General features: G+C 61.4%; 22 protein-coding genes. 8 read left to right on the top strand and 14 right to left on the bottom strand.

The genetic code is table 11. The features are described from left to right. Positions 1 to 37: 37 nt before the first annotated feature. The gene (locus ACX3P0_RS03245; RefSeq protein ID WP_459086857.1) at positions 38 to 892 is read right to left on the bottom strand and encodes a DMT family transporter; all 855 of its coding nucleotides are present in this window, start codon (positions 890 to 892) and stop codon (positions 38 to 40) included. Between the two features lie 224 nt (positions 893 to 1,116). Here ACX3P0_RS03245 and ACX3P0_RS03240 point away from each other — a divergent pair, with 224 nt between their 5' ends. Further along, positions 1,117 to 1,350 carry a DUF2093 domain-containing protein gene (locus tag ACX3P0_RS03240; RefSeq protein WP_459078304.1) on the top strand — a complete coding sequence of 78 codons (234 nt, stop codon included), beginning with the start codon at positions 1,117 to 1,119 and terminating at the stop codon, positions 1,348 to 1,350. A gap of 2 nt (positions 1,351 to 1,352) precedes the next feature. Here the strand turns inward: ACX3P0_RS03240 and lpxK are convergent, their stop codons facing one another. The 6 genes from lpxK to ACX3P0_RS03210 form a co-directional block, all read right to left on the bottom strand. Then, positions 1,353 to 2,378 (bottom strand): tetraacyldisaccharide 4'-kinase, encoded by a 1,026-nt coding sequence (lpxK, locus tag ACX3P0_RS03235; RefSeq protein WP_459086516.1) that lies wholly within the window; start codon positions 2,376 to 2,378, stop codon positions 1,353 to 1,355. Positions 2,379 to 2,380: 2 nt separating this feature from the next. Then, positions 2,381 to 3,697 carry a lipid IV(A) 3-deoxy-D-manno-octulosonic acid transferase gene (gene waaA / locus ACX3P0_RS03230; RefSeq protein WP_459086514.1) on the bottom strand — a complete coding sequence of 439 codons (1,317 nt, stop codon included), beginning with the start codon at positions 3,695 to 3,697 and terminating at the stop codon, positions 2,381 to 2,383. Beyond that, positions 3,694 to 4,470 (bottom strand): lysophospholipid acyltransferase family protein, encoded by a 777-nt coding sequence (locus ACX3P0_RS03225; protein ID WP_459086855.1) that lies wholly within the window; start codon positions 4,468 to 4,470, stop codon positions 3,694 to 3,696. Before ACX3P0_RS03225 ends, waaA begins: the two co-directional genes overlap by 4 nt. A 14-nt stretch (positions 4,471 to 4,484) precedes the next feature. Next, positions 4,485 to 4,730 carry a DUF4170 domain-containing protein gene (locus ACX3P0_RS03220; protein WP_459086512.1) on the bottom strand — a complete coding sequence of 82 codons (246 nt, stop codon included), beginning with the start codon at positions 4,728 to 4,730 and terminating at the stop codon, positions 4,485 to 4,487. A 68-nt stretch (positions 4,731 to 4,798) separates the two neighbouring features. After that, on the bottom strand, positions 4,799 to 5,605 hold the full coding sequence (locus ACX3P0_RS03215; protein ID WP_459086510.1) for a 3'(2'),5'-bisphosphate nucleotidase CysQ: 807 nt from the start codon (positions 5,603 to 5,605) through the stop codon (positions 4,799 to 4,801). Then, positions 5,592 to 6,935 carry a TldD/PmbA family protein gene (locus ACX3P0_RS03210; protein WP_459086508.1) on the bottom strand — a complete coding sequence of 448 codons (1,344 nt, stop codon included), beginning with the start codon at positions 6,933 to 6,935 and terminating at the stop codon, positions 5,592 to 5,594. The genes ACX3P0_RS03215 and ACX3P0_RS03210 overlap by 14 nt, the downstream gene beginning before the upstream one ends. Positions 6,936 to 7,087: 152 nt before the next feature. On the opposite strand from ACX3P0_RS03210, the gene ACX3P0_RS03205 reads away from it, so the two are divergent. After that, positions 7,088 to 7,504 (top strand): VOC family protein, encoded by a 417-nt coding sequence (locus ACX3P0_RS03205; protein WP_459078310.1) that lies wholly within the window; start codon positions 7,088 to 7,090, stop codon positions 7,502 to 7,504. Positions 7,505 to 7,510: 6 nt separating this feature from the next. On the opposite strand, the gene ACX3P0_RS03200 is transcribed toward ACX3P0_RS03205, so the two are convergent. Both ACX3P0_RS03200 and ACX3P0_RS03195 read right to left on the bottom strand, forming a co-directional pair. Beyond that, complete coding sequence (locus tag ACX3P0_RS03200) at positions 7,511 to 7,870, bottom strand: diacylglycerol kinase (RefSeq protein ID WP_459078311.1); 360 nt, start codon at positions 7,868 to 7,870, stop codon at positions 7,511 to 7,513. Positions 7,871 to 7,947: 77 nt separating this feature from the next. Further along, a complete protein-coding gene (locus ACX3P0_RS03195; protein WP_459086506.1) occupies positions 7,948 to 8,367 on the bottom strand; it encodes a GFA family protein in 420 nt (139 codons plus the stop codon). Positions 8,368 to 8,670: 303 nt separating this feature from the next. Here ACX3P0_RS03195 and ACX3P0_RS03190 point away from each other — a divergent pair, with 303 nt between their 5' ends. Further along, positions 8,671 to 9,741 (top strand): GGDEF domain-containing protein, encoded by a 1,071-nt coding sequence (locus tag ACX3P0_RS03190; RefSeq protein ID WP_459086505.1) that lies wholly within the window; start codon positions 8,671 to 8,673, stop codon positions 9,739 to 9,741. A 67-nt stretch (positions 9,742 to 9,808) separates the two neighbouring features. Here the strand turns inward: ACX3P0_RS03190 and ACX3P0_RS03185 are convergent, their stop codons facing one another. Continuing rightward, positions 9,809 to 11,182 carry a class II 3-deoxy-7-phosphoheptulonate synthase gene (locus tag ACX3P0_RS03185; RefSeq protein ID WP_459086503.1) on the bottom strand — a complete coding sequence of 458 codons (1,374 nt, stop codon included), beginning with the start codon at positions 11,180 to 11,182 and terminating at the stop codon, positions 9,809 to 9,811. A gap of 580 nt (positions 11,183 to 11,762) precedes the next feature. Here ACX3P0_RS03185 and ACX3P0_RS03180 point away from each other — a divergent pair. Then, positions 11,763 to 13,649, top strand: a complete 1,887-nt coding sequence (locus tag ACX3P0_RS03180) for an ABC transporter ATP-binding protein/permease (protein ID WP_459086501.1) — start codon at positions 11,763 to 11,765, stop codon at positions 13,647 to 13,649. A gap of 54 nt (positions 13,650 to 13,703) precedes the next feature. Here the strand turns inward: ACX3P0_RS03180 and ACX3P0_RS03175 are convergent, their stop codons facing one another. Next, positions 13,704 to 14,141, bottom strand: coding sequence for a MarR family winged helix-turn-helix transcriptional regulator (locus ACX3P0_RS03175; protein WP_459078315.1), 438 nt, complete (start codon positions 14,139 to 14,141; stop codon positions 13,704 to 13,706). A 132-nt stretch (positions 14,142 to 14,273) separates the two neighbouring features. On the opposite strand from ACX3P0_RS03175, the gene ACX3P0_RS03170 reads away from it, so the two are divergent. Both ACX3P0_RS03170 and ACX3P0_RS03165 read left to right on the top strand, forming a co-directional pair. Next, positions 14,274 to 16,058, top strand: a complete 1,785-nt coding sequence (locus tag ACX3P0_RS03170) for a chloride channel protein (protein WP_459086499.1) — start codon at positions 14,274 to 14,276, stop codon at positions 16,056 to 16,058. 125 nt (positions 16,059 to 16,183) lie between these two features. Continuing rightward, entirely contained in the window at positions 16,184 to 16,732 is a 549-nt protein-coding gene (locus ACX3P0_RS03165) for a DUF924 family protein (RefSeq protein ID WP_459086498.1), read from the top strand. On the opposite strand, the gene folK is transcribed toward ACX3P0_RS03165, so the two are convergent. Continuing rightward, positions 16,722 to 17,246, bottom strand: coding sequence for a 2-amino-4-hydroxy-6-hydroxymethyldihydropteridine diphosphokinase (gene folK, locus ACX3P0_RS03160; protein ID WP_459086496.1), 525 nt, complete (start codon positions 17,244 to 17,246; stop codon positions 16,722 to 16,724). The two genes, ACX3P0_RS03165 and folK, sit on opposite strands and share 11 nt — an antisense overlap. 82 nt (positions 17,247 to 17,328) lie before the next feature. Then, positions 17,329 to 18,180 (bottom strand): dihydropteroate synthase, encoded by an 852-nt coding sequence (gene folP, locus ACX3P0_RS03155; RefSeq protein WP_459086494.1) that lies wholly within the window; start codon positions 18,178 to 18,180, stop codon positions 17,329 to 17,331. Between the two features lie 120 nt (positions 18,181 to 18,300). Here folP and ACX3P0_RS03150 point away from each other — a divergent pair, with 120 nt between their 5' ends. Beyond that, the gene (locus tag ACX3P0_RS03150; RefSeq protein ID WP_459086493.1) at positions 18,301 to 18,918 is read left to right on the top strand and encodes a DUF922 domain-containing Zn-dependent protease; all 618 of its coding nucleotides are present in this window, start codon (positions 18,301 to 18,303) and stop codon (positions 18,916 to 18,918) included. A 291-nt stretch (positions 18,919 to 19,209) separates the two neighbouring features. Continuing rightward, a complete protein-coding gene (locus ACX3P0_RS03145) occupies positions 19,210 to 20,685 on the top strand; it encodes an MDR family MFS transporter (RefSeq protein ID WP_459086491.1) in 1,476 nt (491 codons plus the stop codon). Positions 20,686 to 20,712: 27 nt separating this feature from the next. Here the strand turns inward: ACX3P0_RS03145 and ACX3P0_RS03140 are convergent, their stop codons facing one another. Further along, the gene (locus ACX3P0_RS03140; RefSeq protein ID WP_459086489.1) at positions 20,713 to 21,033 is read right to left on the bottom strand and encodes a 2Fe-2S iron-sulfur cluster-binding protein; all 321 of its coding nucleotides are present in this window, start codon (positions 21,031 to 21,033) and stop codon (positions 20,713 to 20,715) included. Positions 21,034 to 21,123: the final 90 nt, after the last annotated feature.

Raw genomic sequence — 21,123 nt, 5'->3', positions numbered from 1 at the left:
CGGAAAATCCGATGCTCAAACAAGAAGATAGAGCGGCTCACCGCTTCAGATTGACCACCACGACGCCGCCCAGCGCCAGAACGCCGCCAACGATGCCCAGCGCCGTCGGCACCTCGCCCAACCAGACGAAACCGATGAGCGTCGCCACCGGCGGCACGCAGTAGAGAAAGTTCGAGGCGCGCCCGGCCGGCAGCCGGGACAGGGCTATGGCCCAGGTCGCATAGGCGATCAGGCTCGGCACGATGCCCAGATAAAGCACAGCCGCCAGGTCGGCGGTGTTTGCGACGGCAGCCTGCGCCAGTCCGCTCGCCAGGAACGGCGAAAGACAGAGCGCCCCGATTACCATATTGCCGGCGGCCACGGTCAGCGGCTGATGGCGCGCGAAAAGCGGTTTCTGCACGATCGTATTGACCGCCGTGCAAAAGGCGGAGCCGAGAATCAGCACCGCGCCGTGATCGAAGACCAGGCCCTGACCTTCGCCAAGCGCAATGATGCCGATGCCGACAAAGGAGAGGAACGTGCCTATCCAGGCAAGCAGTGAAAAGCGCTCGCCAAGCAGCGGCATGGCCATGATGGCAGTCAGGATCGGCGCGACATTGATGATGAAGCTGGCGGCCCCGGCCGACACGGTCTGCTCGCCGATATTGAGCATGACGGTATAGAGCGCGACGAAGACGATGCCGCCGCAGGCAAAGCGCCACCATTCGCTGGGCCGGGGCATGGGCGGCCGCTTGAGTGCCAGAAAGACCGCTGCCGGCACCGCAGCGATGGTGAAACGCAGCGAACCCAGTTCGATAGGGCCAAAAGCATGAAGCCCCGCGCGAATCGCCGGGAACGACGAGGCCCAGCCCACCACGGTGACGAAAATGGCAATGAACGCGACCATGTCCATCGGAAGCTTTTTTTCGGCGCTCAGGGTGGGGTTCACAGGTCGCTCCTACGCAAGGACTTCGGTGCTATCGCCTTTCCAGCTTGGCAGACACCCGATTCCGGGCGGAAGACTTCGACGCCACGCTGCCAGCCCGAGGCCAATTATCGCCATGCCGCAAAAATCGTGATGCTTGACCTGGAATGGATTTATGGTGATGACACACCGATAACGTCAGGTATGGCACAATGATGAACCGTTTCGAAGGCCCCGGCAGCAAGGAAGCCCGCGTCCGCTATCTCGATGGCGATTTCCAGGTCATCAGCGCCGGCGCGTTCGTCCGCTGCGCGGTAACCGGTGAATCCATCCCGCTTGACGAGCTGAAATACTGGAGCGTGGCGCGGCAGGAACCCTATGCTACCGCGACAGCAGCACTTGAGCGAGAGCTAGCCAGCCACCCGGAATTGCGTAGCCGCCACTGACTTCAGCCCGCCAGCCGGCGGCGCTGCCAGGCATCGAGCGTCTCGCCGATGATCCTTTCGGGCGCCTGTTCCGGGTCGAACACGGTCTCGATCTCCATGACCGCGAGTTGATCGATAAAACCCTGCGGGGCGTCGTGATGCAGGCGCACGGCATCCTTTGCCGTCGTGACAAGTTCGAGACCGGTCTTTTTCGCTTCCGCCTCCAGATCCGCCAGTTCATCCTCGAGATAGAAATGGTGGTCCGGGAAGAAGCGCGTCTGTTCAACGATACCGCCGGCTTCCGCTAGGGTAGCGAAGAATTTTTCCGGATGGCCAATGCCGGCAAAAGCGAGCAGCCTTTTTCCGGCAAATGCCTTCTTGCCAAGCGGTCTGGTGCGAGCCTCGAAAATGGGCTTCCCGCCACGCGCCGCCCGGCGCACCAGCGCATCGGCCGCTTGCCCGTCCCCCATTTTCAGAACCGCATCGGTGAACAGAAGCTGGTTCGAAACGCTGGCCCGCAATGGCCCGCCAGGGATGACATGCCCGTTGCCCAGGCCGTAGCGGGCGTCGACCACCACCAGCGCATAGTCGATATGGATCCGCGCGCTCTGGAAGCCGTCGTCCATGATGAGGAAATCGCAACCCTGCTTTTCCAGAAGCAGGCGAGCCCCCGCCGCCCTGTTGGGCGTGACGGCGACCGGCGCATGGGCTGCAAGCAGCAGCGGTTCGTCGCCGACATGCCTGGCGCTGTCATGTGCCGCGTCCACGATGTGCGGCTCGCCAAAGCTGCCGCCATGACCGCGTGACAGAAAGCCCGGCTTGAGGTTCATGCGACGTGCGCGTTTCGCCAACGCAATCGCCACAGGCGTCTTGCCAGTGCCGCCAACCGTCAGATTGCCGACGCACAGCACCGGCGCGCCAATTTTTTCGCGGGGGCCCGCTTTCATGCGGTGGCCGGCAACCGCCCCGTACAGCATCGAAAGCGGCCACAATGCGCGCGCACGCCAGTCGGGCTTTTCCCACCAGAACGGAGGGGCTTCCGAAACCACGCCTACCTGCCGTTCGCGCCCTTCAGGCGCGCCTTCAAAACGAGAGGCTGGATAAACGGCTCGAGCGATTTTAGCGTACAGGCGAGCGCACCGCGCATTTCCTCGACCGCCGCCGCACCAGCCGCCATCATGTCATGGCGCGCGCCCTCGTTGGTCAGCAGGAAATTGACGGCCCCCGCCAGCATGGCCCGGTCGCGCACCAGCTTGGCGCCGCCCTTATCGATCAGGCGCTGATAGGAATCGCGGAAATTCTGGACGTTGCGGCCGGCAAGAACGGCGGTGTCGAGCATTGCCGGTTCAAGTGGGTTCTGCCCACCCTCGGAGGTAAGCGACCGGCCGACAAAGGCGATCTCCGTGAGCCGAAGGTAAAGGCCCATTTCGCCTATCGTATCGCCGAGCAGAATATCGATGTCGGGCGTGATCTTGTCGCCGGCACTACGCCGCGCCACCTTCAACCCCATCCCGGCAAATTGCTCGCCAAGCGCCTGCGCCCGGTCGGGATGACGCGGCACGATGATCGTCAGCAATCCCGGATGGCGCGCTGCCAGGGTCACGTGGACCTCGGCCGCCACGATTTCCTCGCCCTCATGCGTCGACACGGCAGCCCAGGTCGGGCGCGCAGCGATCTGATGCTTCAGCGCGTGCAGCGCCTTGTCATCGACTGGCGGCGGGCTGGTATCGACCTTGAGATTTCCCGAAACCGTTACCGGCCTCGCGCCCAGTTCCTTGAAACGTTCGCTGTCGATCTCGGATTGGGCAACGACATGGGCGAGGTTTTCGAACAGCGCCGCCGCGATATTGGCGCGCTTCTTCCAGGAGGCGAAGGAACGGTCGGAAAGCCGGCCATTGACGAGTACCTGCGGCACATGGCGGGCACCCAGTTCCAGAATGGTCATCGGCCAGATTTCCGACTCGGCGATAATCGCGAGGTCGGGCCGCCAGTGATTCAGGAAGCGGCTGACGGCCGGTTTCAGGTCGAGCGGAACATATTGGTGAATGATCCTCTGGCCAAGCCGTTCTTCGGCAACCTTGGCGGATGTCACCGTGCCGGTGGTGAGAACGATATGGATGCCGTAGTCGAGAATGCTCTCCACCAGCCGCACCACGGCGATGGTTTCGCCCACGCTTGCGGCGTGAACCCAGATGAGCGGGCCTTGCGGCCGCTCGCGCGTGGTGATGCCATAGCGCTCGCGGCTGCGGCTGCGCTCTTCCTTGCCCCTGGCCGCGCGCCACGCCACATAGGATCCCATGACCGGATAGGCGGCGGCACCGGCGCAGCGGTACAGCATCAATACGGTGCGCGCCCAGCGCTCGCTCATCGCCGGTCATCCACCAGGCGATAGGCTTCCGCCGTCGCCGCGTTGAGGGCGATGGTGAGTTCCTGCCGCTTGCGCTCCATTTCGGCGTCGTCGGCGTCCGAAGGAACGAAGACGGGCGCACCGACCACTGTCGACCCATGTCCGAAAGGCAGGTTTATCGTGGTCTTGTCCCAGCTTTTCTCCAGCACCTTGCGGCGGCTGGTGGTGAAGGCAACCGGCAGTATGGGCCGACCGGACAATTTCGCCAGCAGGATGATGCCCATGCCGGAATCGCGGGGCGTACCGTGTGGGATGTCGGCGATCATGCACACATTGGTGCCTGCCTTCAGGGTCTTTTTCAAGGCGATCAGGGCCTTTGCGCCGCCCTTGTCGGTATTGTGCGCGGCCTCGCGCCCGCCTGACCCGCGAACGCTCTCGATACCGAATTTTGCGAGTACCCCCGCATTGAGTTCCGCATCGGCGCTACGCGATACCATTGCGGCCAGGCCGCTTCCACGCGGGTAGAAAGCTGGAGCCAGCAGATGCTGGCCATGCCAGAGGGCAACGATCACCGGCTCGATATCGGAATACGAATCACCAAGGATTTTCGCCGAGCCTTCGACCAGCGGGTTGGTCAGGCGCACGAACCGCAGGCCGGTCGCGAAAAGGCTGGCGATGGCACCTTTGACGAACCGCGATTTCGCCAAGGGCTGGCGTATCTTGCGCCACAGCCCTTTCGCCTTTCCGCCGCGCTTCTTGTCAGATGGGGGCGTAGCCGCTCGCACTTCCGATATGCACTGGTCCGTCGTCACGCGTCGGCCTTGCCGTCGGGATCAAGAAGCCGGTGCAGGTGAACGACGAAATAGCGCATATGGGCATCATCCACGCTGGCCTGGGCCTTTGCCCTCCATGCCGTCTGCGCCGTGTCATAGTCCGGGTAGATACCGACGATGTCGAGCGCATGGAGGTCGCGGAATTCAGTTCCGCCCACATTTGTCAGCTCTCCGCCGAAAACCAGATGAAGCAACTGCTTCTTTTCGCCATTGCCAGCCATGTCGGGTCCTTCACGCTCCGTGATTAGCGCTGTGTCTAGAGCAAAGCAGACGCCTTGAAAACCGCTTCCTAGCGGTCAAGCGTCGCGACTATATCGGCGAGAGCGGCAAACAGTTCGCCGCTGCCTGCGGCAAGCGCACCGTGGCGGATCGCTTCGCCGCCATAATTGGGCGCCTGGCCGTCCCGACCGATCAGTTCGCCGCCCGCTTCTCGCAAGATAAGGTCGGCAGCGGCAATGTCCCAATCGTGAGCGTTCGGCTTGACAAAGGTTGCATCCAGCGTGCCGCTGGCGACCATGGCCAGCCGATAGGCAAGCGATGGGATATGCGGTATCCGCGTCAGCCGTTCCTGCCAACCCGGCGAAAGAAGGTCGATCATCGCCTTGGGGCCGGCCATTTTCAACATTTGGCCGGGCCGATTGACACGGATGGGACGGTCGTTGAGGAACGCGCCCTCTCCCCGTACCGCCCGGTAGGTTTCGCGTTTGGCCGGGCACTCCAGCACGCCCGCAAGCGACTTGCCCCGCTCGACGACGGCAACGCTGACGCACCATGTATCGAGGCCCTGCAGGAAGCCCCGCGTGCCATCGATGGGATCGACAACAAATGTGCGGGGCGCGGAAAGCCGGGTGAGGTCGTCCACTGTTTCTTCCGACAGCCATCCATAGTCCGGGCGTGCCGCAAGCAGGGTTTCGCGCAAATATTTGTCGGCTGCGTAGTCCGCTTCACTTACGGGAGACGTACCACCCTTCATCCACACTTCCGGGCTTTTGCCAAAATAGCCCATGGCGATAGTGCCCGCCTGACGCGCGGCATCCAGAAGCAGCGCGAGATCCTCTGCGGCGTCGGGCAGACTGCCTTCTTCAACTGCCCGCAAGGGTCATTCCTTCGACAAGAAGCGTCGGCGAGGCGGTTCCAAAGCCACGGTCGAGGTCATTGGCGGCAACCATGCCAAGGAACATCGTCTTCAGGTTGGAGGCGATGGTCACTTCGGAGACGGGATAGGCAAGCGCGCCGTTCTCGATCCAGAATCCGGATGCGCCACGGCTGTATTCGCCGGTAATCATGTTGACGCCCTGTCCGAACACCTCGGTTACATAGAAACCGGATTTGAGCGATCCGATCAATTCCTCCGGCGTCTTGTCGCCGGCTTCGATGGCAAAATTCGTCGAGGACGGGGACACCGACGATCCACCGCGCGAACCGCGCCCATTGGTTGTCAGGCCGAGTTCCCGTGCCGCCGACGTGGACAGGAACCAATGGTTCAGGACGCCCTTTTCCACCATGAGGAGCTTTTCGCCCTCGACGCCCTCGCCGTCAAAGGGCCGCGATGCCTGGCCGCGCCTGCGCAGCGGCTCGTCGCTGACTGTGATTGCCGCCGCCGTGACCTGCTTGCCCATCATATCACGCAAAAAGCTGGTCTTTCGCGCGACGGATGCGCCGTTGATCGCGCCTGCCAGATGGCCGGCAATGCCGCGAGCCACGCGGGGGTCGAAGACGACATCGACCGGACCGGTCGCCGCCTTGCGCGCTCCCAGGCGCCGCACGGCCCGTTCGCCGGCCTTGCGGCCAATGAGTTCAGGCGCTTCCAGATCGGTAAAATGCTGGTGCGAAGAATAATCGTAGTCGCGTTCCATGCCGGTACCCTCGCCCGCAATCACGCTGGCGGAACGCGAGAAGCGCGATGCGACATACTGGCCGACAAAGCCGTGCGAGGTGGCAAGCACCAGGCCGCCAAGACCGGCGCTCGCGCCGCTTCCGCCCGAATTGGTGACGCCTTTGATGGCAAGTGCCGCTTCCTCGGCGGCAAGCGCATCGTCCTTCAATCGTTGCGCCGACACTTCCGTGCCGTCGAACAGGTCGAGATCGCGCGGTTGCCTGACCAGAAGCGCCGGGTCGGCAAGACCCTGATAGGCATCTTCGGGCGAAACCCGAGCCATCGCAACGGCTCGCTCGGCCAGCGTCTTCGGATCGGACGTCGCCGTTGCCGAAACGCTTGCGACGCGTTGCCCGACGAATACGCGAAGCGACACATCCTCGCTCTCGGAACTTTCGGTGGCCTCGACCTTGCCAAGGCGTACAGTAACCCCCGTCGAGCGGCCGAGCACCGCAACCGCATCGGCGGCGTCGGCGCCGGCACGCTTGGCCGCGTCCACCAACGCCGAAACGCGATCCGTCAGTTTCGCTGCATCCAGCGTATTGGTCATAGGCGTAATCCTGCTATTTTCGGCGCATGAAGCCCTGCGCACCATCTATTGTTCCGGCCCGGCTTGTGCAATGGGAGATAAGCAGAACGTTGCCGCCCGACCGCTGCCGCCATCGATGAACCGTTTGAGAAACAACAGTCGGAAACCTCGCCATGACGCCTTTCCACCTTGCTTTTCCCGTTACCGATCTCGATCAGACCCGCGCCTTCTACGGCGATGTGCTTGGCTGTGCGATCGGTCGCTCGTCGCAGACCTGGGTGGATTTCGACCTGTTCGGGCATCAAATGTCCGCCCATCTGCGGCCGCAAGCGGTCGCCGCCGCCAAGGATGGCAAGGTCGACGGCGTAGCGGTGCCGATCCCCCATTTCGGAGCGGTTCTGTTGATGGACGCGTGGCAAAAACTGGCTGAGCGCCTTGAAGCGCGCGCCGACATCGACTGGCTGGAGCGGCCGATGGTGCGTTTCAAGGGAGAACCGGGCGAACAGGCCACGCTATTCATCCGCGACCCTTCCGGCAACGCATTGGAGTTCAAGGGATTTCGTTCGCTTGAACAGGTTTTCGCGCACTGAACGCGATCAGGCAAGCATCGCAGCAACCCGCTCGATGAGCGCCACGCCCCAGATTCCGGCAACGATCACGATCGAGATGAGAACCGCCAGCGATCCACAATCCTTGGCGAATTGAATATCGGCGTTGAAATCGCGGCTTACGGCGTCGCAGGCCGCTTCGATGCCGGTATTCAGCACCTCGACCACGATCAGGAAAAGCACGGCGATAATCAGCAGGACATAGCCTTGCCAGGACGAAGCGACGAACCAGCCGATCGGAAAAGCCAGCGCAAGGACAACCAGTTCCTGCTGCAGAGCGGCTTCGCTCGTTGCCAGCTGGCGAAATGCGCGGGCCGAATTTAAATATGCGCTGAGCAGCCGCTTCATGCGTACCCCTTTCGAACCGGCAACCGGAAATACGCACCCGGCCCGTTCAACGAAACGACGCGCTTATCCGATGTCTTTCAGCCCGATGCAACCTTGATCGAAGGCGCTGATTCTGAGAATTGCGGCAGGCTGTCTTCGATTTCGTAATAGTCGCCCTTGTCGCACACGAAGATGTGGCTTTCGCCGGCCAGCCCGGACGGCCGGTCGAATGATCCGGCCATGATCGAGATCGTATCCAGTTCGTCATGCTTCCAGAACAGCACCGAACCGCAGGTGCCGCAGAACCCGCGTCTGGCTACGCTGGAGGCTCCATACCAGACAAGCTTTTCCGCACCCTCTATGGTGATGTCGCAATCTTTGGCGCTGGTGGCAGCCACGAAATGGCCGGTCTGCCGCCTGCATTCCGTACAATGGCAGTACACCACGCCCCGCAGCGGCCCCCGCGTCGTGAAGCGGACGGCGCCGCACAGGCATGATCCGGTATGCGTCGTGTTCATGAAAATCACGCTCTCCCCTGAGAATCCTTCAAGGCAGCATCCCGCATCTTTGGCCGCCAGGGTGAAGCAAATGCGACATGCACGCCTTCGCGATTACACATGCAGCAATTCCTCTACGCGGCGGAATGCTCCCCGGTCAGCAATTAAGGAAACTTTAGCAGCGTTGAATTTACTATATCGGCATGGAGGTCGGAGGGATTGGGGTCCGCGCCTTCATGTCGATTGGGCCATGTGCCATGCGCACTCCCCGGACGGCGATCGAAGCAACGCAAAGCGGTGCGCGTATAATAGGGGTGGAGTGGGATGCAGCCGGTATTTGCTCAAGCCGAACGAGCGACCGATATAGCAGCTACCGTCGTGGCGACCATGCGCCAGTTGGGCATCCTGGGGCTACCGCGCAATTATGAAATCTTCTACGAAGCCCTCGCTGGTTCCAACGACGAACTGCGCCTGGCCGTGCTGTCGCTAGGCCAGCGGCCGACGCAAGAAGAACTCGACCGTATAGGGCACAGGTTCTTTACGCAGAACCACGCCCATGGCATCGTCGAGCAGGCTCGCGATGCGGTCGCCAGGGAACTGGAGGATATCGCCGCATTGCTGCGCAGCGAGCGCAACCATGTCGAGAAATACGGCCGAATCCTCCATGAAACGTCGACCGGGCTTGGCAACCGCAACCTGATTTCGAGCGAACTCCTGCACAAGATCGTCGGCGCCATGTCCGCCGCAACCACCTCGACAATCGATCACGGCAAGCAGGTTGCGGTAACGTTGAGCGAAAAGACGGCGGAGCTAGAAAGCGTCAAGACCAAGCTGGAAGAATACAAGCGGCTGGCCGACACCGATCCCCTTACCCACATCAGCAACCGGCGCGCCTTCGACAAGGAAATCGCCAAAATCTATAACAGCAACCGGGGCATCCTATTCAATGCCTTGATCCTTGCCGACATCGACAGGTTCAAGAGCATCAATGACCGTTTCGGCCATCCCGTCGGCGACAAGATCATTCAGAACATCGCCGACATCTTCCAGACGGGGGTTCGCGACGGCGTGTTCGTGTCGCGTACCGGTGGCGAGGAATTCGCGCTGATCGTCGAGGGCGCAAGCGAGGACAGCACCTACGAGATTGCCGAGCGCATCCGCGTTCTGATCGAGCAGACGCCGTTTGCCAGCAGCCAGACCGGTGCGAACTACGGCGCGGTGACCGTGTCGATGGGCATCTGCATGGCATCGGACGCCGAAAGCGCCGAAGATCTCTACACCAAGGCCGACCGCGCGCTTTACCGCTCGAAAGTCAGCGGCCGCAATCGGGTGACGAAATATTCGTCGATGGCAGGGCGCTCCCTGAAGAACTGGCTGCTCTATCAGAAAGACTGAGCCTCTCTCAGCGGGAGACAAAAAACCGCCGGATTTCGCCGGCGGTTTTTTAATGGCAGGCACGAATTCAGCCGTTCACGGCCTGCTTGTGCACCGCCGGCTGCTTCTTCTTCAGCAAATCCGAAACCAGGAACGCCAGTTCGATTGCCTGATCCGAATTGAGACGCGGATCGCAATGCGTGTGGTAACGGTCATGAAGTTCCTCGGCCCGGATCGCGCGAGCGCCGCCCGTGCATTCGGTGACGTTCTTGCCGGTCATCTCGACATGAATGCCGCCCGGATGCGTGCCCTCGCCGCGATGCACATCGAAGAAGGTCTGAACCTCCTTCATGATGCGGTCGAACGGTCGGGTCTTGTAGCCGGCAGCGGTGATCGTATTGCCGTGCATCGGATCGCACGACCACACCACGCTGCGACCCTCCTTCTGCACGGCCCTGATCAGCTTGGGCAGGTGGTCCGCCACCTTGTCCGCGCCGAAGCGGGCGATCAGCGTCAGCCGTCCCGGCTCGTTCTCGGGATTGAGCAGGTCGATGAGTTGCAACAGCCCGTCCGGCGTCAGCGAAGGGCCGCATTTCAGCCCGAGCGGATTTTTGATGCCGCGACAATATTCGATATGCGCATGATCCGGCTGGCGCGTGCGGTCGCCTACCCAGATCATATGGCCCGACGTCGCATACCAGTCGCCCGACGTGGAATCGACCCGCGTAAGCGCTTCCTCATAGCCAAGCAGCAGAGCCTCATGGCTGGTGTAGAAATCCGTCTCGCGCAATGCGTAATTGGTCTCGGACGTGATCCCGACGGCCTTCATGAAGTCCATCGTCTCGGTAATCCGATTGGCGAGCGACTGATACTTTTCGCCCTGCGGACTATCGGAAACGAAGCCCAGCATCCACTTGTGGACGTTCTCCAGGCTGGCATAGCCGCCCTGCGCGAAGGCGCGCAGAAGATTGAGCGTCGCCGCCGACTGCCGGTAAGCCATGACCTGCCGCTGCGGATCGGGAATGCGCGACTTGGCGTCGAACTCAATGCCATTGATGATGTCGCCGCGATAACTGGGCAGCGTCTCGTCGCCTACCGTCTCATTGTCCGACGAGCGCGGCTTGGCGAACTGCCCCGCAACGCGGCCGATCTTCACCACAGGCTGCGAGCCGGCGAATGTCAGCACGACGGACATTTGCAGGAACACGCGGAAGAAGTCGCGGATATTGTCCGCGCCATGTTCGGCGAAGCTCTCGGCGCAATCGCCACCTTGAAGGAGAAATGCGTCACCGGCAGCGACAACGCCAAGCTGCTTCTTCAGCTTGCGCGCCTCACCTGCAAAAACCAGCGGCGGAAACGTGGCAAGCTGGGCCTCGGTGGCATTCAGCACATTCATGTCCGGAAAAGCCGGAACCTGTTGAATAGGCTTTGCTCTCCAGGAATTAGGGGACCACTTCGTCATCATCGCACCAACGCTCTTTCCTGCGGGCAACACCCCGCGATTTCCCTCATATAGGGATCGCGGCTCCTTACACGATGCCGGATTTGCATTCTAGACCGGATTTGCGGCGGTGGCGACTTGAACAAGACGATTCGCTTGCTCGTCGCAGCAGTGATTCGTCGGTCCGATTCATCACGTCGGAACTGCCGAACCCTACACCGGATACCGGCATCGCAGAGCGATCAGGCAGCTTTGTTTCAGAAAGACCTCGAAAGTCGACATTTTTCACGCCGTCAAGGAACCTGGAGATCGGGTGAAGCGTCAACAGAGAGCCTCTTTATCCATTTGTATTAAAAAGATTTTTTCGTTCCTCCAACTGCGTCGGCTTCCATCGGTGTTGCCCAACCGCAACGACTCCGATCCCAATATTCCGCGCCGCAGACAAAATTAATAGAAAATGATCAATTGCTGTTACCATCTGTAACAAAGCATGACTGATTTGGATGGGATCGTGATTCGCGCCGACCAACCGCGACACTCAATATTGAAACGATGGCATCGTGGGGCATCAAAGCCGCCACTCCTGACGCCGGTGTCAACCATGCGCAGCTTCTGGGGCTTGATCCGCGCCTACTGGTTCTCCAGCCACTGGAAAGAGGCCTGGTGCCTGACCATTGCGATCGCGCTGCTCACCGCACTGTCCAGCAAGACCGGTGTCTGGTTCGCGGAAATGTCGGGCGAACTGATCAACTCGATCGCCTTTTACCACGATGCCGCCAATACCACGCCGCTGCGGTCCCTCTTGACCAACGCCGGATCCCTCGTCCTGCTCGTCATCATAAAGGATGCGGGCATCACGGGCACCAAAAGCTTCATCTCGGCAACTCTGCACCGCAAATGGCGCAGTTGGCTGAACGGCCGCTTCAACGAGGCGCTGCTCGACGGCAACCACACGCATTTCCATGCGCAGCAGGGAGCGGACGGCGCCGCCCCCGACAATATCGACCAGCGTGTCCAGGAATCGATCAAGGGCATGACCGGCGGCGCCATCGGCTTGGCCATGGGCGTCATGGCGGTCGCAACGTCCCTTTTCTTCGTCGGCCAGAAATTGATGGAAATGTCCACCGAGATTGACGGGCTGGAATTTTTAGGCCGTTACGGTAGCGCCGTACTGGCCTTGACCGCGGTTGCGATCTACGTGCCGCTGAACACCGGCATCGCCATGAAGATCGGCGGACTGCTCGAGCGGCTATCCATTCGCATGCAGACGGCGGAGGGCAGCTATCGCGGCGAACTGACCACGTTCCTGCGCCGAAGCTTCCATGTCGCGGCCTCGCGGGGTGAAAACGCGCAAAAGGCCATGCACGAGCGGCTGTATGTGGATATCGACCGGACCTGGGGCCGGATGAATGTGGTGCATGCCAGCTACGATTCATTCGAGCGGATATACAACTTTATCGGCGCCCGCGTCGTCGCCTATGGACCCGGCCTGTTGCCGTTCATCACCAACCGCGTCGACCTCAAGGGCTACATCACCGGTGCGGAGTTGGTGAACGCACTCATCAGCCAGTGCTCATGGTTCATTCACGTCATGCCGGCGATCGCTACACTCAAGGCAAACAGCCGGCGCGTCATCGATCTTGCAGAGGCGATTGAAAGCGTTCAGCACCCGCGCGAATTCTACCAGCAGACCGGCAGTTCGGATTTCCGCTACGACCGTCAGAATCCGGTGTTCGGCCTGAGCATTCTTGGCCTCGAACTGACGCAGCAAGGTCACGAGGCGACACCTTTCCTGACCGCCGAACGGCTGCGCTTCAAGCGCGGCGAATGGACCTTCGTCAAGGGTGAGTCCGGCTGCGGCAAGACCTCGCTCATCAAGGCCATCAACGGCCTATGGCCTTACGGGCGCGGCTCGATAACCTTCCCGGAAGGCATCAAATCCTTCTATGCGGCGCAGGAAGTAAAGCTGCCGCCGCTTACCCTCAAGGAACTCGTGTGTCTGCCGGACGGACCGGAGGCTTTCACGGATGCGTGCGCGGCATCGGCGCTCCACAAGGCCGGGCTGGGCGATTTCATCGAATTTCTGGGGCAAGAATCCCGGCAAGGGAAAAGCTGGGATCAGCTTCTGTCTGGCGGCCAGAAGCAGAAGCTTGTCGTGACCCGAATCCTCTTGCAGCAGCCGGGCCTGCTGTTTCTTGACGAGGCCACCGGCGCGCTCGATCCGGAAGGCAAGACCGCGTTCCATCAGGCTATCAAGGACAATTGCGCGAACGTGACCGTCATCAGTGTCATGCACGAAGCAGTCCCGCCTAAATCGGCGAGCGGCCACGATTTCTACGATAGTGTCCTGATCATCGCCGATGGCGTCGCTGCGAAGAAGTCGCTCGTGCCTGTGCTGCCGGCGGAGCTTACCACCATCCTCACACGCCCGGAAGCATTCGAAGAGAACTGGCCGCGCGTACGCCGCCTGAGGCTGCGGCAGAAATAGACCGTTGCCCTGATGACCGCTCAATCAAGAGTTTCGCACGGCTTCGCCCAGAAATCAGTCTTTACCTCGCGACAGAATGCGCGTGAGCATCGGCTCGATGCGCGACAGTTCGTCGAGATGCGCCGCCGATAGTTTCGCCAGATGCGCCTCGGCCCGCTCCGTCAGGTGCAGGATGACCCGTCGCTGGTCTTCCGTGTCGGTCTGACGGACAACCAGATCGGCTTCGCCCAGGCGATTTACAAGTTCGACCGCGCTGTGATGACGAATGCGTAGCCGTTCGGCCAGGTCCCCGATCGTGACCGGGCCCTTTTCCATGATGCCCTTGATCGCCAGCAGTGCCTGGTGCTGGCGCGGCTGAATGCCGACCTTGCGCGCTGCCTTCTCGCTGAATTCCAGAAAGCACCGCAGAAGATATCGAAAATCCGAGAGCGTCTGATAGTCCGTCGTCGTGATTTCGGATCGCTGCGTTCCCGCCGGTTTTTTCTCGTTCATGCAAACCCCCGCGGCGATAACCGCTTGTATGTATATATCGTGTTACGATAGAGGCGACATGGTTCGCAGCCAGCCCCTTCGCTGCCAGCAAGACCATACTCGAATATCGACGGCCCCAGAAAGAACTTAGAAATGAAATCGGAACCAGACCTGCCACGCCATCTGGGCGACTTCACGACAGACGCCAGGGTGCTGGTCATCGCGGCAATCGCGGTCATTGTCGGGACTGTGTCGGTAGGTGCTGGCATCCTGCTCATCAAGCTGATCAAACTCGTTACCAACCTAGCCTACTTCGGCCAGTTCACCCTTGCCGATCTCAAGATCGCGGCCAACCCGCTTGGCTGGTGGGCAGTTCTCGTTCCGATGGCCGGTGCATTGATCATCGGCTTGATGGCGCGTTACGGCAGCGAAAAAATTCGCGGCCACGGTATTCCGGAAGCGTTGGAGGCGATCTTGCTCGGCCGGTCGCGGCTCGACGCCAAGGTCGCGATCCTCAAGCCGCTGTCGTCGGCCATCTCGATCGGCACGGGTGGCCCGTTTGGGGCGGAAGGGCCGATCATCATGACCGGCGGGGCAATCGGCTCGCTGATTGCACAGGCGCTTTCGGTGACCGACAACGAGCGAAAGACCTTGCTGGTGGCCGGCGCCGCGGCAGGCATGACGACCGTGTTCGGCACGCCGATCGCCGGTATCATGCTGGCTGTCGAACTCCTGCTGTTCGAGTGGACGCCGCGCAGCTTCATTCCAGTAGCCGTCGCGGCCATCGTCGCCGAAGTCGAGCGTACGGCCCTGCACCTGCCCTCGCCGCTCTTTGCTTTCCAAGGCGGCATGGACATTTCATTGATCGGGCTGATGGGCTGGGTCGCCATCGGCGTGGCTGGCGGATTGCTGTCGGGCTTGCTCACGCAGATCGTCTATGCCTGGGAGGACGCGTTCCTGAAACTGCCCATCCATTGGATGTGGTGGCCGATGATCGGTGGTTTCGTCGTCGGTGTGGGCGGGATGATCGACCCGAATGCGCTGAGCGTCGGCTACGACAACATCGCCCAGATGCTGACCGGCGAAACCCTGGCGAAGACGGCGATCCTGCTGTTCGTCGTCAAGACGATCATCTGGTCCGTGGCGCTGGGTTCTGGAACGTCTGGCGGCATACTGGCCCCGTTGCTCATCATCGGCGGAACCATGGGGGTGGTCGTCGGCGGCTTCCTGCCGGCGGCCGACCCCGGTTTCTGGGCGCTCCTGGCGATGGCGGCGACAATGGGCGGCACGATGCGCGCGCCCCTGACCGCCACCTTCTTCGCTGTCGAACTGACCGGCAACACCCATATGCTCCTGCCGCTTATCACCGCGTGCTCGGCCGCGCATGTCGTGACGGTGCTGCTCATGAAGCGCTCGATCCTTACCGAAAAAATCGCAAGGCGCGGCCTGCATCTGGTGCGCGAGTACCGGGTCGATCCGTTTGCCCTTACCCGCGTCAGCGAAGTGATGACGACGACGGTTGAAACCGTTCCCTCCACCATGACGCTGCATGGCGCGGCAGCCTATATGACAGCGCCTGAAACGCGGCATCCGAGTTTTCCCGTGGTTGATCCACAGGGCCATGTCCTGGGCGTGATCGATCCTCCCGCGATCCTGCGCTGGCGGCGCGCCGGCACGCATCGCAACACGACGCTTGCGGAACTGCTCGCCGGCGGCAAGATCACGTTGGCCTACCCGGACGAGTATCTCGAGGGTCTGGCCGACAAGTTGCAGATAGCCAATGTATCGCATCTGCCGGTCGTATCGCGCGAAGGAAACCGCCTGATCGGCTATGTCGGCTGGAAGGATTTGATGCGGGTACGATCCAAGACACGGGCCGAAGAGCAGGACCGCGCACGCTTCTTCCGCATGGCCGGAAGCAAAAAAGCCTCGCGATAATCGGGACCAGGAGCTATTAGGGCGGAAACGGCATCGGGACAGTTCCCTTTGCTTTGGTCCCCGGCATGCGGATAGGCTTGTCAATATCTGCCAAATCGCCGGATACTGATCCCAGGAGTGATGCTGTGAAAAAGCTGGACGAGCGTGCGCTATCCGTCACGAAATTCTGGCGGGATGCCGGAGCCGATGCCTGGTTCGCCAAAAACGAAGCCTTCGATGCGGATTTCAAAAGCCGCTTCCTGGATTTGCATTTCGCGGCTGCCCGGCGCGAGTGCGACAACTGGCTGGAGCATGCCGAGGGCGCGCTGGCGCTGATGATCCTGCTCGACCAGTTCCCGAGAAACTGCTTTCGCGGCACCGGCCATATGTATGCCACCGACCCGCTGGCGCGCAGCCTCGCGGCAAGAGCCATCGATGCCGGCATCGATCTGGCGCTCGAAGACAAAATACGTGTTTTTCTCTATCTGCCGTTCGAACATTCCGAGGATGCCACTGATCAGGAAAAATCGGTCGCGCTACATGCGGCCAACGCCGAGGCCTATCTCGAATATGCTATCGAGCATCGCGATATCATTGAGCGCTTCGGCCGTTTTCCGCACCGAAACAGGGTGTTGGGGCGCAAAACCACGCCCGATGAGCAGGTATTTTTGACCGAGGGCGGGTTCAGCGGCTGACCTGCCACCATCCGGCGCCTTTCGGTAGCTTCTCGATGCCGGAGGCGTCGACCACGGCCAGCCGCTCGGCAACGCTGCGCCCTGCAACCATCAAGCCCGGCGCGATCTCCGCCAACGGAGCCAGCACGAAGGCGCGCTCCAGCATGCGTGGGTGTGGAACCTCCAGTCCGGCTTCACGGATAACCCGGTCGCCGTAAGTCAGCACGTCGATGTCGATCAGGCGCGGTCCCCAACGCTCCTCACGCACCCGCTTCAGCCGGTGTTCGGCATCGAGGCAACGGTCGAGCAGCGCGCGCGGCTCCAGCGTCGTTGAAAGTTCGGCAGCAATATTGAGGAAATCCGGCTGATCGAGCTTTCCCCATGGCGGCGTTCGGTAGAGCGAGGAAACCGCCATCACGGTAATATCCGCATCGGCGTCCAGCATGCGCAAGGCTGCGCGCATGGCACTGGCGGGGTCGCCCAGATTGCCGCCGAGACTAAGGTAAACGGTGGTGTTGCCGGCTTGTGAATTCATCTCAGCAGGCTGCGGATCGTTGCCAGGCAATCGCCCTGCCGACGCAGAAAATACAATATTCCATAGGGCTTCCATACATCTGTTAATGCCCACCCGCATTGATTTCGCGCGCCAGAATAGCATCGGCAACAGCCAATGCGTCCACGTTGATTGCGACATCGTGGACACGAAACAGATGCGCTCCCTTCAGCCGCAGGACGACGCTGGTGGCGGCCGTTCCCACGGCCCTTTCATCGGCGTCGCGGCCGGTGACGGTTCCGATGAAGCGCTTTCGCGAGGTGCCGGCGACAAGCGGAAAACCCAGAGCGTGCAGTTCGGAAAACCGCGCCATCAGATCGAGGTTTTCCGCAGCCGTTTCCTTGGCGAAACCAAAGCCTGGATCAAGCATCATCTGATCCCGGGCGACATTGGCCTGCCGCGCAATTTCCAGCGACTTTTCAAGAAAGAAAAACTGGTCATCAATGACGTCCGGCAGCTTTTCGCGTTCCCTGCCCGTATGCATGATGATCAGCCCCGCGCCTGTTTCCGCTGCGACTCGGGCGATGCCGGGTTCGCGTTGCAGGCCCCACACATCGTTGATGATGTGGGCGCCGGTGGCAACCGCAAGCCGCGCCGTCTCCTCGCGATAGGTGTCGATGGAGATCAGAATATCGGGAAGATCGGCCAGCGCCTCGACTATCGGCAGCGCGCGCGCCTGTTCTTCCCTGGCCGTGATCGGCTCGGCGCGGGGGTTGGTCGATTCGCCGCCGACATCGATGACGACAGCCCCTTCCCGCGCCATCAGGCGTGCCTGTTCGATCGCCGTGTCGAAACTGTCGAACCGGCCTCCGTCGGAGAAACTGTTGGGCGTGACGTTGAGAATGCCCATGACATGGGCCTTGGCGCCAAACACAAGATGGCGATCATGCGCCAATTGCCATCGTCTTATCATCATTGCCGGTCAACCAGAGTGGAGATCGCGTAACGTTTTGCTTGTACAACCGGGCGGGCGCCGTCCAGATGAATACCCGTTGCGCCGATCGTTGGCGTAAAGCAAGGATGCGACAGAGGCAACATGATGAAGCGGTTCCTGCTCGGCGTCCTGCTGCTGGCGATCACTGGCCTGCCGGCCCAGGCCGCCGACCTCGTCAAAAGCTACTCCTATTTTCGCATAGGGGGCAGCACGCTGGAAGAGATCGAGAACCAGCTTTCGACGAAGGGGCCGCAAGTGAAGAGTACCGGCAACCGTCACCCCGGCGCGACGCGAATGGCGTTCAAGACCCGCCTCGGCTTTGCCGAAAAACCCGACTCATGCCGGATCGTTTCCGCGAACGTGACGGTGAAGGTGCATGTCATCCTTCCCCGCTGGCATCGCCCGCGCAAGGCGGATGCCGGCGTAAAACTGTTCTGGGATACGCTGTCCGCCGATATTAAGCGCCATGAGGAAAGCCACATCGTCATTGCCAAGAACCACGCCCGCAAGCTGGAACAGGCGCTCCTGGCAACCGGCAGCCAGAAGGATTGCGCGGCGGCGAAAGCCAAGGCCGAGACCATTTCCGAGAAGATACTTGCACACCACGAGCGAGCGCAGGCCCAGTTCGACAAAGTCGAGGGCATCAATTTCGAAAGCCGCATGCTGCGGCTGCTGCACTACAGAATCGAACGGATCGAAAGCGGCCGCCTGCCGGGTTGAGCGAGAGGTGGCGGTGCGTTTCAACTGGCCCAAAAGAACGGTAACGATCCCGGCACCGCGCCCACCTTGGCTCGACACGTCCCGCGACACCTGATAATTCCCGCGGCGCTGTTTTAAGGAAACGCGTGCCGGTTGGTAGTCCGGCGACCCGCCAGGGTCCGAAGCCCGTCCCATCGACGTGGTCCACAGCCTGCCAAGGTATCCCTTTGCGATCATGCCGCTCCAGGCAGCATCTCGCTACAGGGTTGCTTTCGGAAGTGGCGCGCGACAATGAGCGGGATGAATGGGTCGATGAACAAGTCCTTTCAGGAAAAGACCGACCAGGGTTTCAGGGCGCCACCCCTGACGGAGAAGGAAAAGAACGTCATCATTGCCGGCGTCCTGCTGTCGATGCTGCTGGCAGCACTCGATCAAACCATCGTCGCGCCCGCCATGCCAACCATAGGGGCAGCGCTCGGCCACGACGAATACCTGCCGTGGATCGTCACGGCCTATCTCCTGACCGCAACAGCGGTCGCACCGCTCTACGGCAAGATCTCCGATGTGTACGGGCGGCGGCCGACGATCTATGCGGCCATCCTTCTCTTTCTGGCTGGGTCCATCGTCGCTGCGACCGCTCCCAACATGCTGGCCCTCATCCTTGGCAGAGCTATCCAGGGGGCCGGCGGCGGCGGCTTGTTCGCCCTGTCGCAGACCGTCATAGGCGACCTGGTCCCACCGCTCGAGCGTGCCCGCTATTCGGCGTGGATATCGGGCACATGGGCCGTCGCCAGCATCGCCGGACCGCTGTTGGGCGGCACCTTTGCCGAGCATCTGCACTGGTCGCTGATATTCTGGATCAATATCCCGCTCGGACTGCTGGCGATGGCGATCATCAACAACCCGCTCAAGAAGCTGCCCATCGCGGCAAAAAACCACGGTATCGACGGCTGGGGCTCTGCCCTTCTCGTCGTCGCTACGTCCCTACTTCTTCTCGCGCTGAACTGGGGCGGCAGTCGCTATGCGTGGCTTTCACCGGAAATTCTCGGGCTTGTCGGCTGCTCGGCGCTGTTTTGGGCCGGTTTTTCGCTTCGGCTGATGCGGGCTGCCGAACCGCTGGTTTCGCTCGAAGTGCTCGGCAACCCGATCGTCTTGTGCGGAACGCTATCGACCTTCCTTGTCCAGAGCGCCAATGTTGGGCTGGCGATCTACCTGCCTGTCTACATGCAGACAATACTGGGCCTATCCGTCAGCGATTCCGGCATTGCCATGCTCGGGCTATTGCTGGGCACCGTAGTCGGGGCGGCGGCGGCCGGAACGCTGGTTGCGCATATCCGGCATTACAAGCGGATCGCGATGTTCGGGGTGGCGCTCAGCATGGTCAGCTTTATGGCGCTGGGCTTCATGCCCGCGCATGCGTCTCTGCTTCAGATCGAAATCCTCACCGCCTGCGTCGGCATCGGTACCGGCGCCACTTTCCCCGTTGCCACGGTTTCCGTCCAGAATGCCGTTGACCGCGCCCATCTCGGAGTAGCTACCGGCGTGCTGACCTTCCTGCGGACGCTGGGCGGCGCGCTTGGCGTGGCTATGCTCGGCGCGGTCGCGCTTGGTTATGGCATGCCGCTTGGCAGGGAGGGGGCCGAGACCGCCGCCGGGAATTCCTCCCAGGAGGCCTTCATGATGATCTTCTTCGCCTGCGCCGCAACCATGGTGCTCGCCATGGTCACATTCGCCCTGATGCCGGAAAAGCCGCTGCGCGGGCGTGACGTCACCCCTGCGCTTGAATAGCCGAGGCGTAACGCGAAAGCGCTTTGGCTAACCCTGTCGGGCGGGAACGCGCACCACAAGGCCGTCCAGATCGTCGCGAACCTTGATCTGGCAGGACAAGCGGGAGTTGGGCTGCACATCGTAGGCGAAGTCCAGCATGTCCTCTTCCATCGCCTGCGGTTCGCCCACCGTTGCCGTCCACGCTTCGTCGACATAGACGTGGCAGGTCGCACAGGCGCAGGCGCCGCCGCATTCGGCCTCGATGCCGGGAACGGCATTGCGAACCGCGTTTTCCATGACGGTCGAGCCGTTTTCGGCATCCACGTCGAACTGGGTGCCGTCGTGGGCAATGTAGGTCAGCTTTGTCATATGTCACCTGAAAGAGTCTGCGCCGAGATAATCACTCCGGCGCACAAGTCAACTGGCGCGCGAAAGCGTCGTTCGGTGCCGTTTTCTGGA

Source organism: Mesorhizobium sp. A556, from assembly GCF_054489545.1.
The sequence above is the reverse complement of the archived record's forward strand: the minus strand, read 5'-3'. Positions and strand labels throughout refer to the sequence as shown.

What these genes read in the sequence shown, in the direction of transcription:
- ACX3P0_RS03245 (WP_459086857.1), bottom strand. Translation starts at nt 892, where the DNA reads ATGGACATGGTCGCGTTCATTGCCATTTTCGTCACCGTGGTGGGCTGG.
- ACX3P0_RS03240 (WP_459078304.1), top strand. Translation starts at nt 1,117, where the DNA reads ATGATGAACCGTTTCGAAGGCCCCGGCAGCAAGGAAGCCCGCGTCCGC.
- waaA (WP_459086514.1), bottom strand. Translation starts at nt 3,697, where the DNA reads ATGAGCGAGCGCTGGGCGCGCACCGTATTGATGCTGTACCGCTGCGCC.
- ACX3P0_RS03220 (WP_459086512.1), bottom strand. Translation starts at nt 4,730, where the DNA reads ATGGCTGGCAATGGCGAAAAGAAGCAGTTGCTTCATCTGGTTTTCGGC.
- ACX3P0_RS03210 (WP_459086508.1), bottom strand. Translation starts at nt 6,935, where the DNA reads ATGACCAATACGCTGGATGCAGCGAAACTGACGGATCGCGTTTCGGCG.
- ACX3P0_RS03205 (WP_459078310.1), top strand. Translation starts at nt 7,088, where the DNA reads ATGACGCCTTTCCACCTTGCTTTTCCCGTTACCGATCTCGATCAGACC.
- ACX3P0_RS03200 (WP_459078311.1), bottom strand. Translation starts at nt 7,870, where the DNA reads ATGAAGCGGCTGCTCAGCGCATATTTAAATTCGGCCCGCGCATTTCGC.
- ACX3P0_RS03195 (WP_459086506.1), bottom strand. Translation starts at nt 8,367, where the DNA reads ATGAACACGACGCATACCGGATCATGCCTGTGCGGCGCCGTCCGCTTC.
- ACX3P0_RS03190 (WP_459086505.1), top strand. Translation starts at nt 8,671, where the DNA reads ATGCAGCCGGTATTTGCTCAAGCCGAACGAGCGACCGATATAGCAGCT.
- ACX3P0_RS03185 (WP_459086503.1), bottom strand. Translation starts at nt 11,182, where the DNA reads ATGACGAAGTGGTCCCCTAATTCCTGGAGAGCAAAGCCTATTCAACAG.
- ACX3P0_RS03180 (WP_459086501.1), top strand. Translation starts at nt 11,763, where the DNA reads ATGCGCAGCTTCTGGGGCTTGATCCGCGCCTACTGGTTCTCCAGCCAC.
- ACX3P0_RS03175 (WP_459078315.1), bottom strand. Translation starts at nt 14,141, where the DNA reads ATGAACGAGAAAAAACCGGCGGGAACGCAGCGATCCGAAATCACGACG.
- ACX3P0_RS03170 (WP_459086499.1), top strand. Translation starts at nt 14,274, where the DNA reads ATGAAATCGGAACCAGACCTGCCACGCCATCTGGGCGACTTCACGACA.
- folK (WP_459086496.1), bottom strand. Translation starts at nt 17,246, where the DNA reads ATGAATTCACAAGCCGGCAACACCACCGTTTACCTTAGTCTCGGCGGC.
- folP (WP_459086494.1), bottom strand. Translation starts at nt 18,180, where the DNA reads ATGATGATAAGACGATGGCAATTGGCGCATGATCGCCATCTTGTGTTT.
- ACX3P0_RS03150 (WP_459086493.1), top strand. Translation starts at nt 18,301, where the DNA reads ATGATGAAGCGGTTCCTGCTCGGCGTCCTGCTGCTGGCGATCACTGGC.
- ACX3P0_RS03145 (WP_459086491.1), top strand. Translation starts at nt 19,210, where the DNA reads ATGAACAAGTCCTTTCAGGAAAAGACCGACCAGGGTTTCAGGGCGCCA.
- ACX3P0_RS03140 (WP_459086489.1), bottom strand. Translation starts at nt 21,033, where the DNA reads ATGACAAAGCTGACCTACATTGCCCACGACGGCACCCAGTTCGACGTG.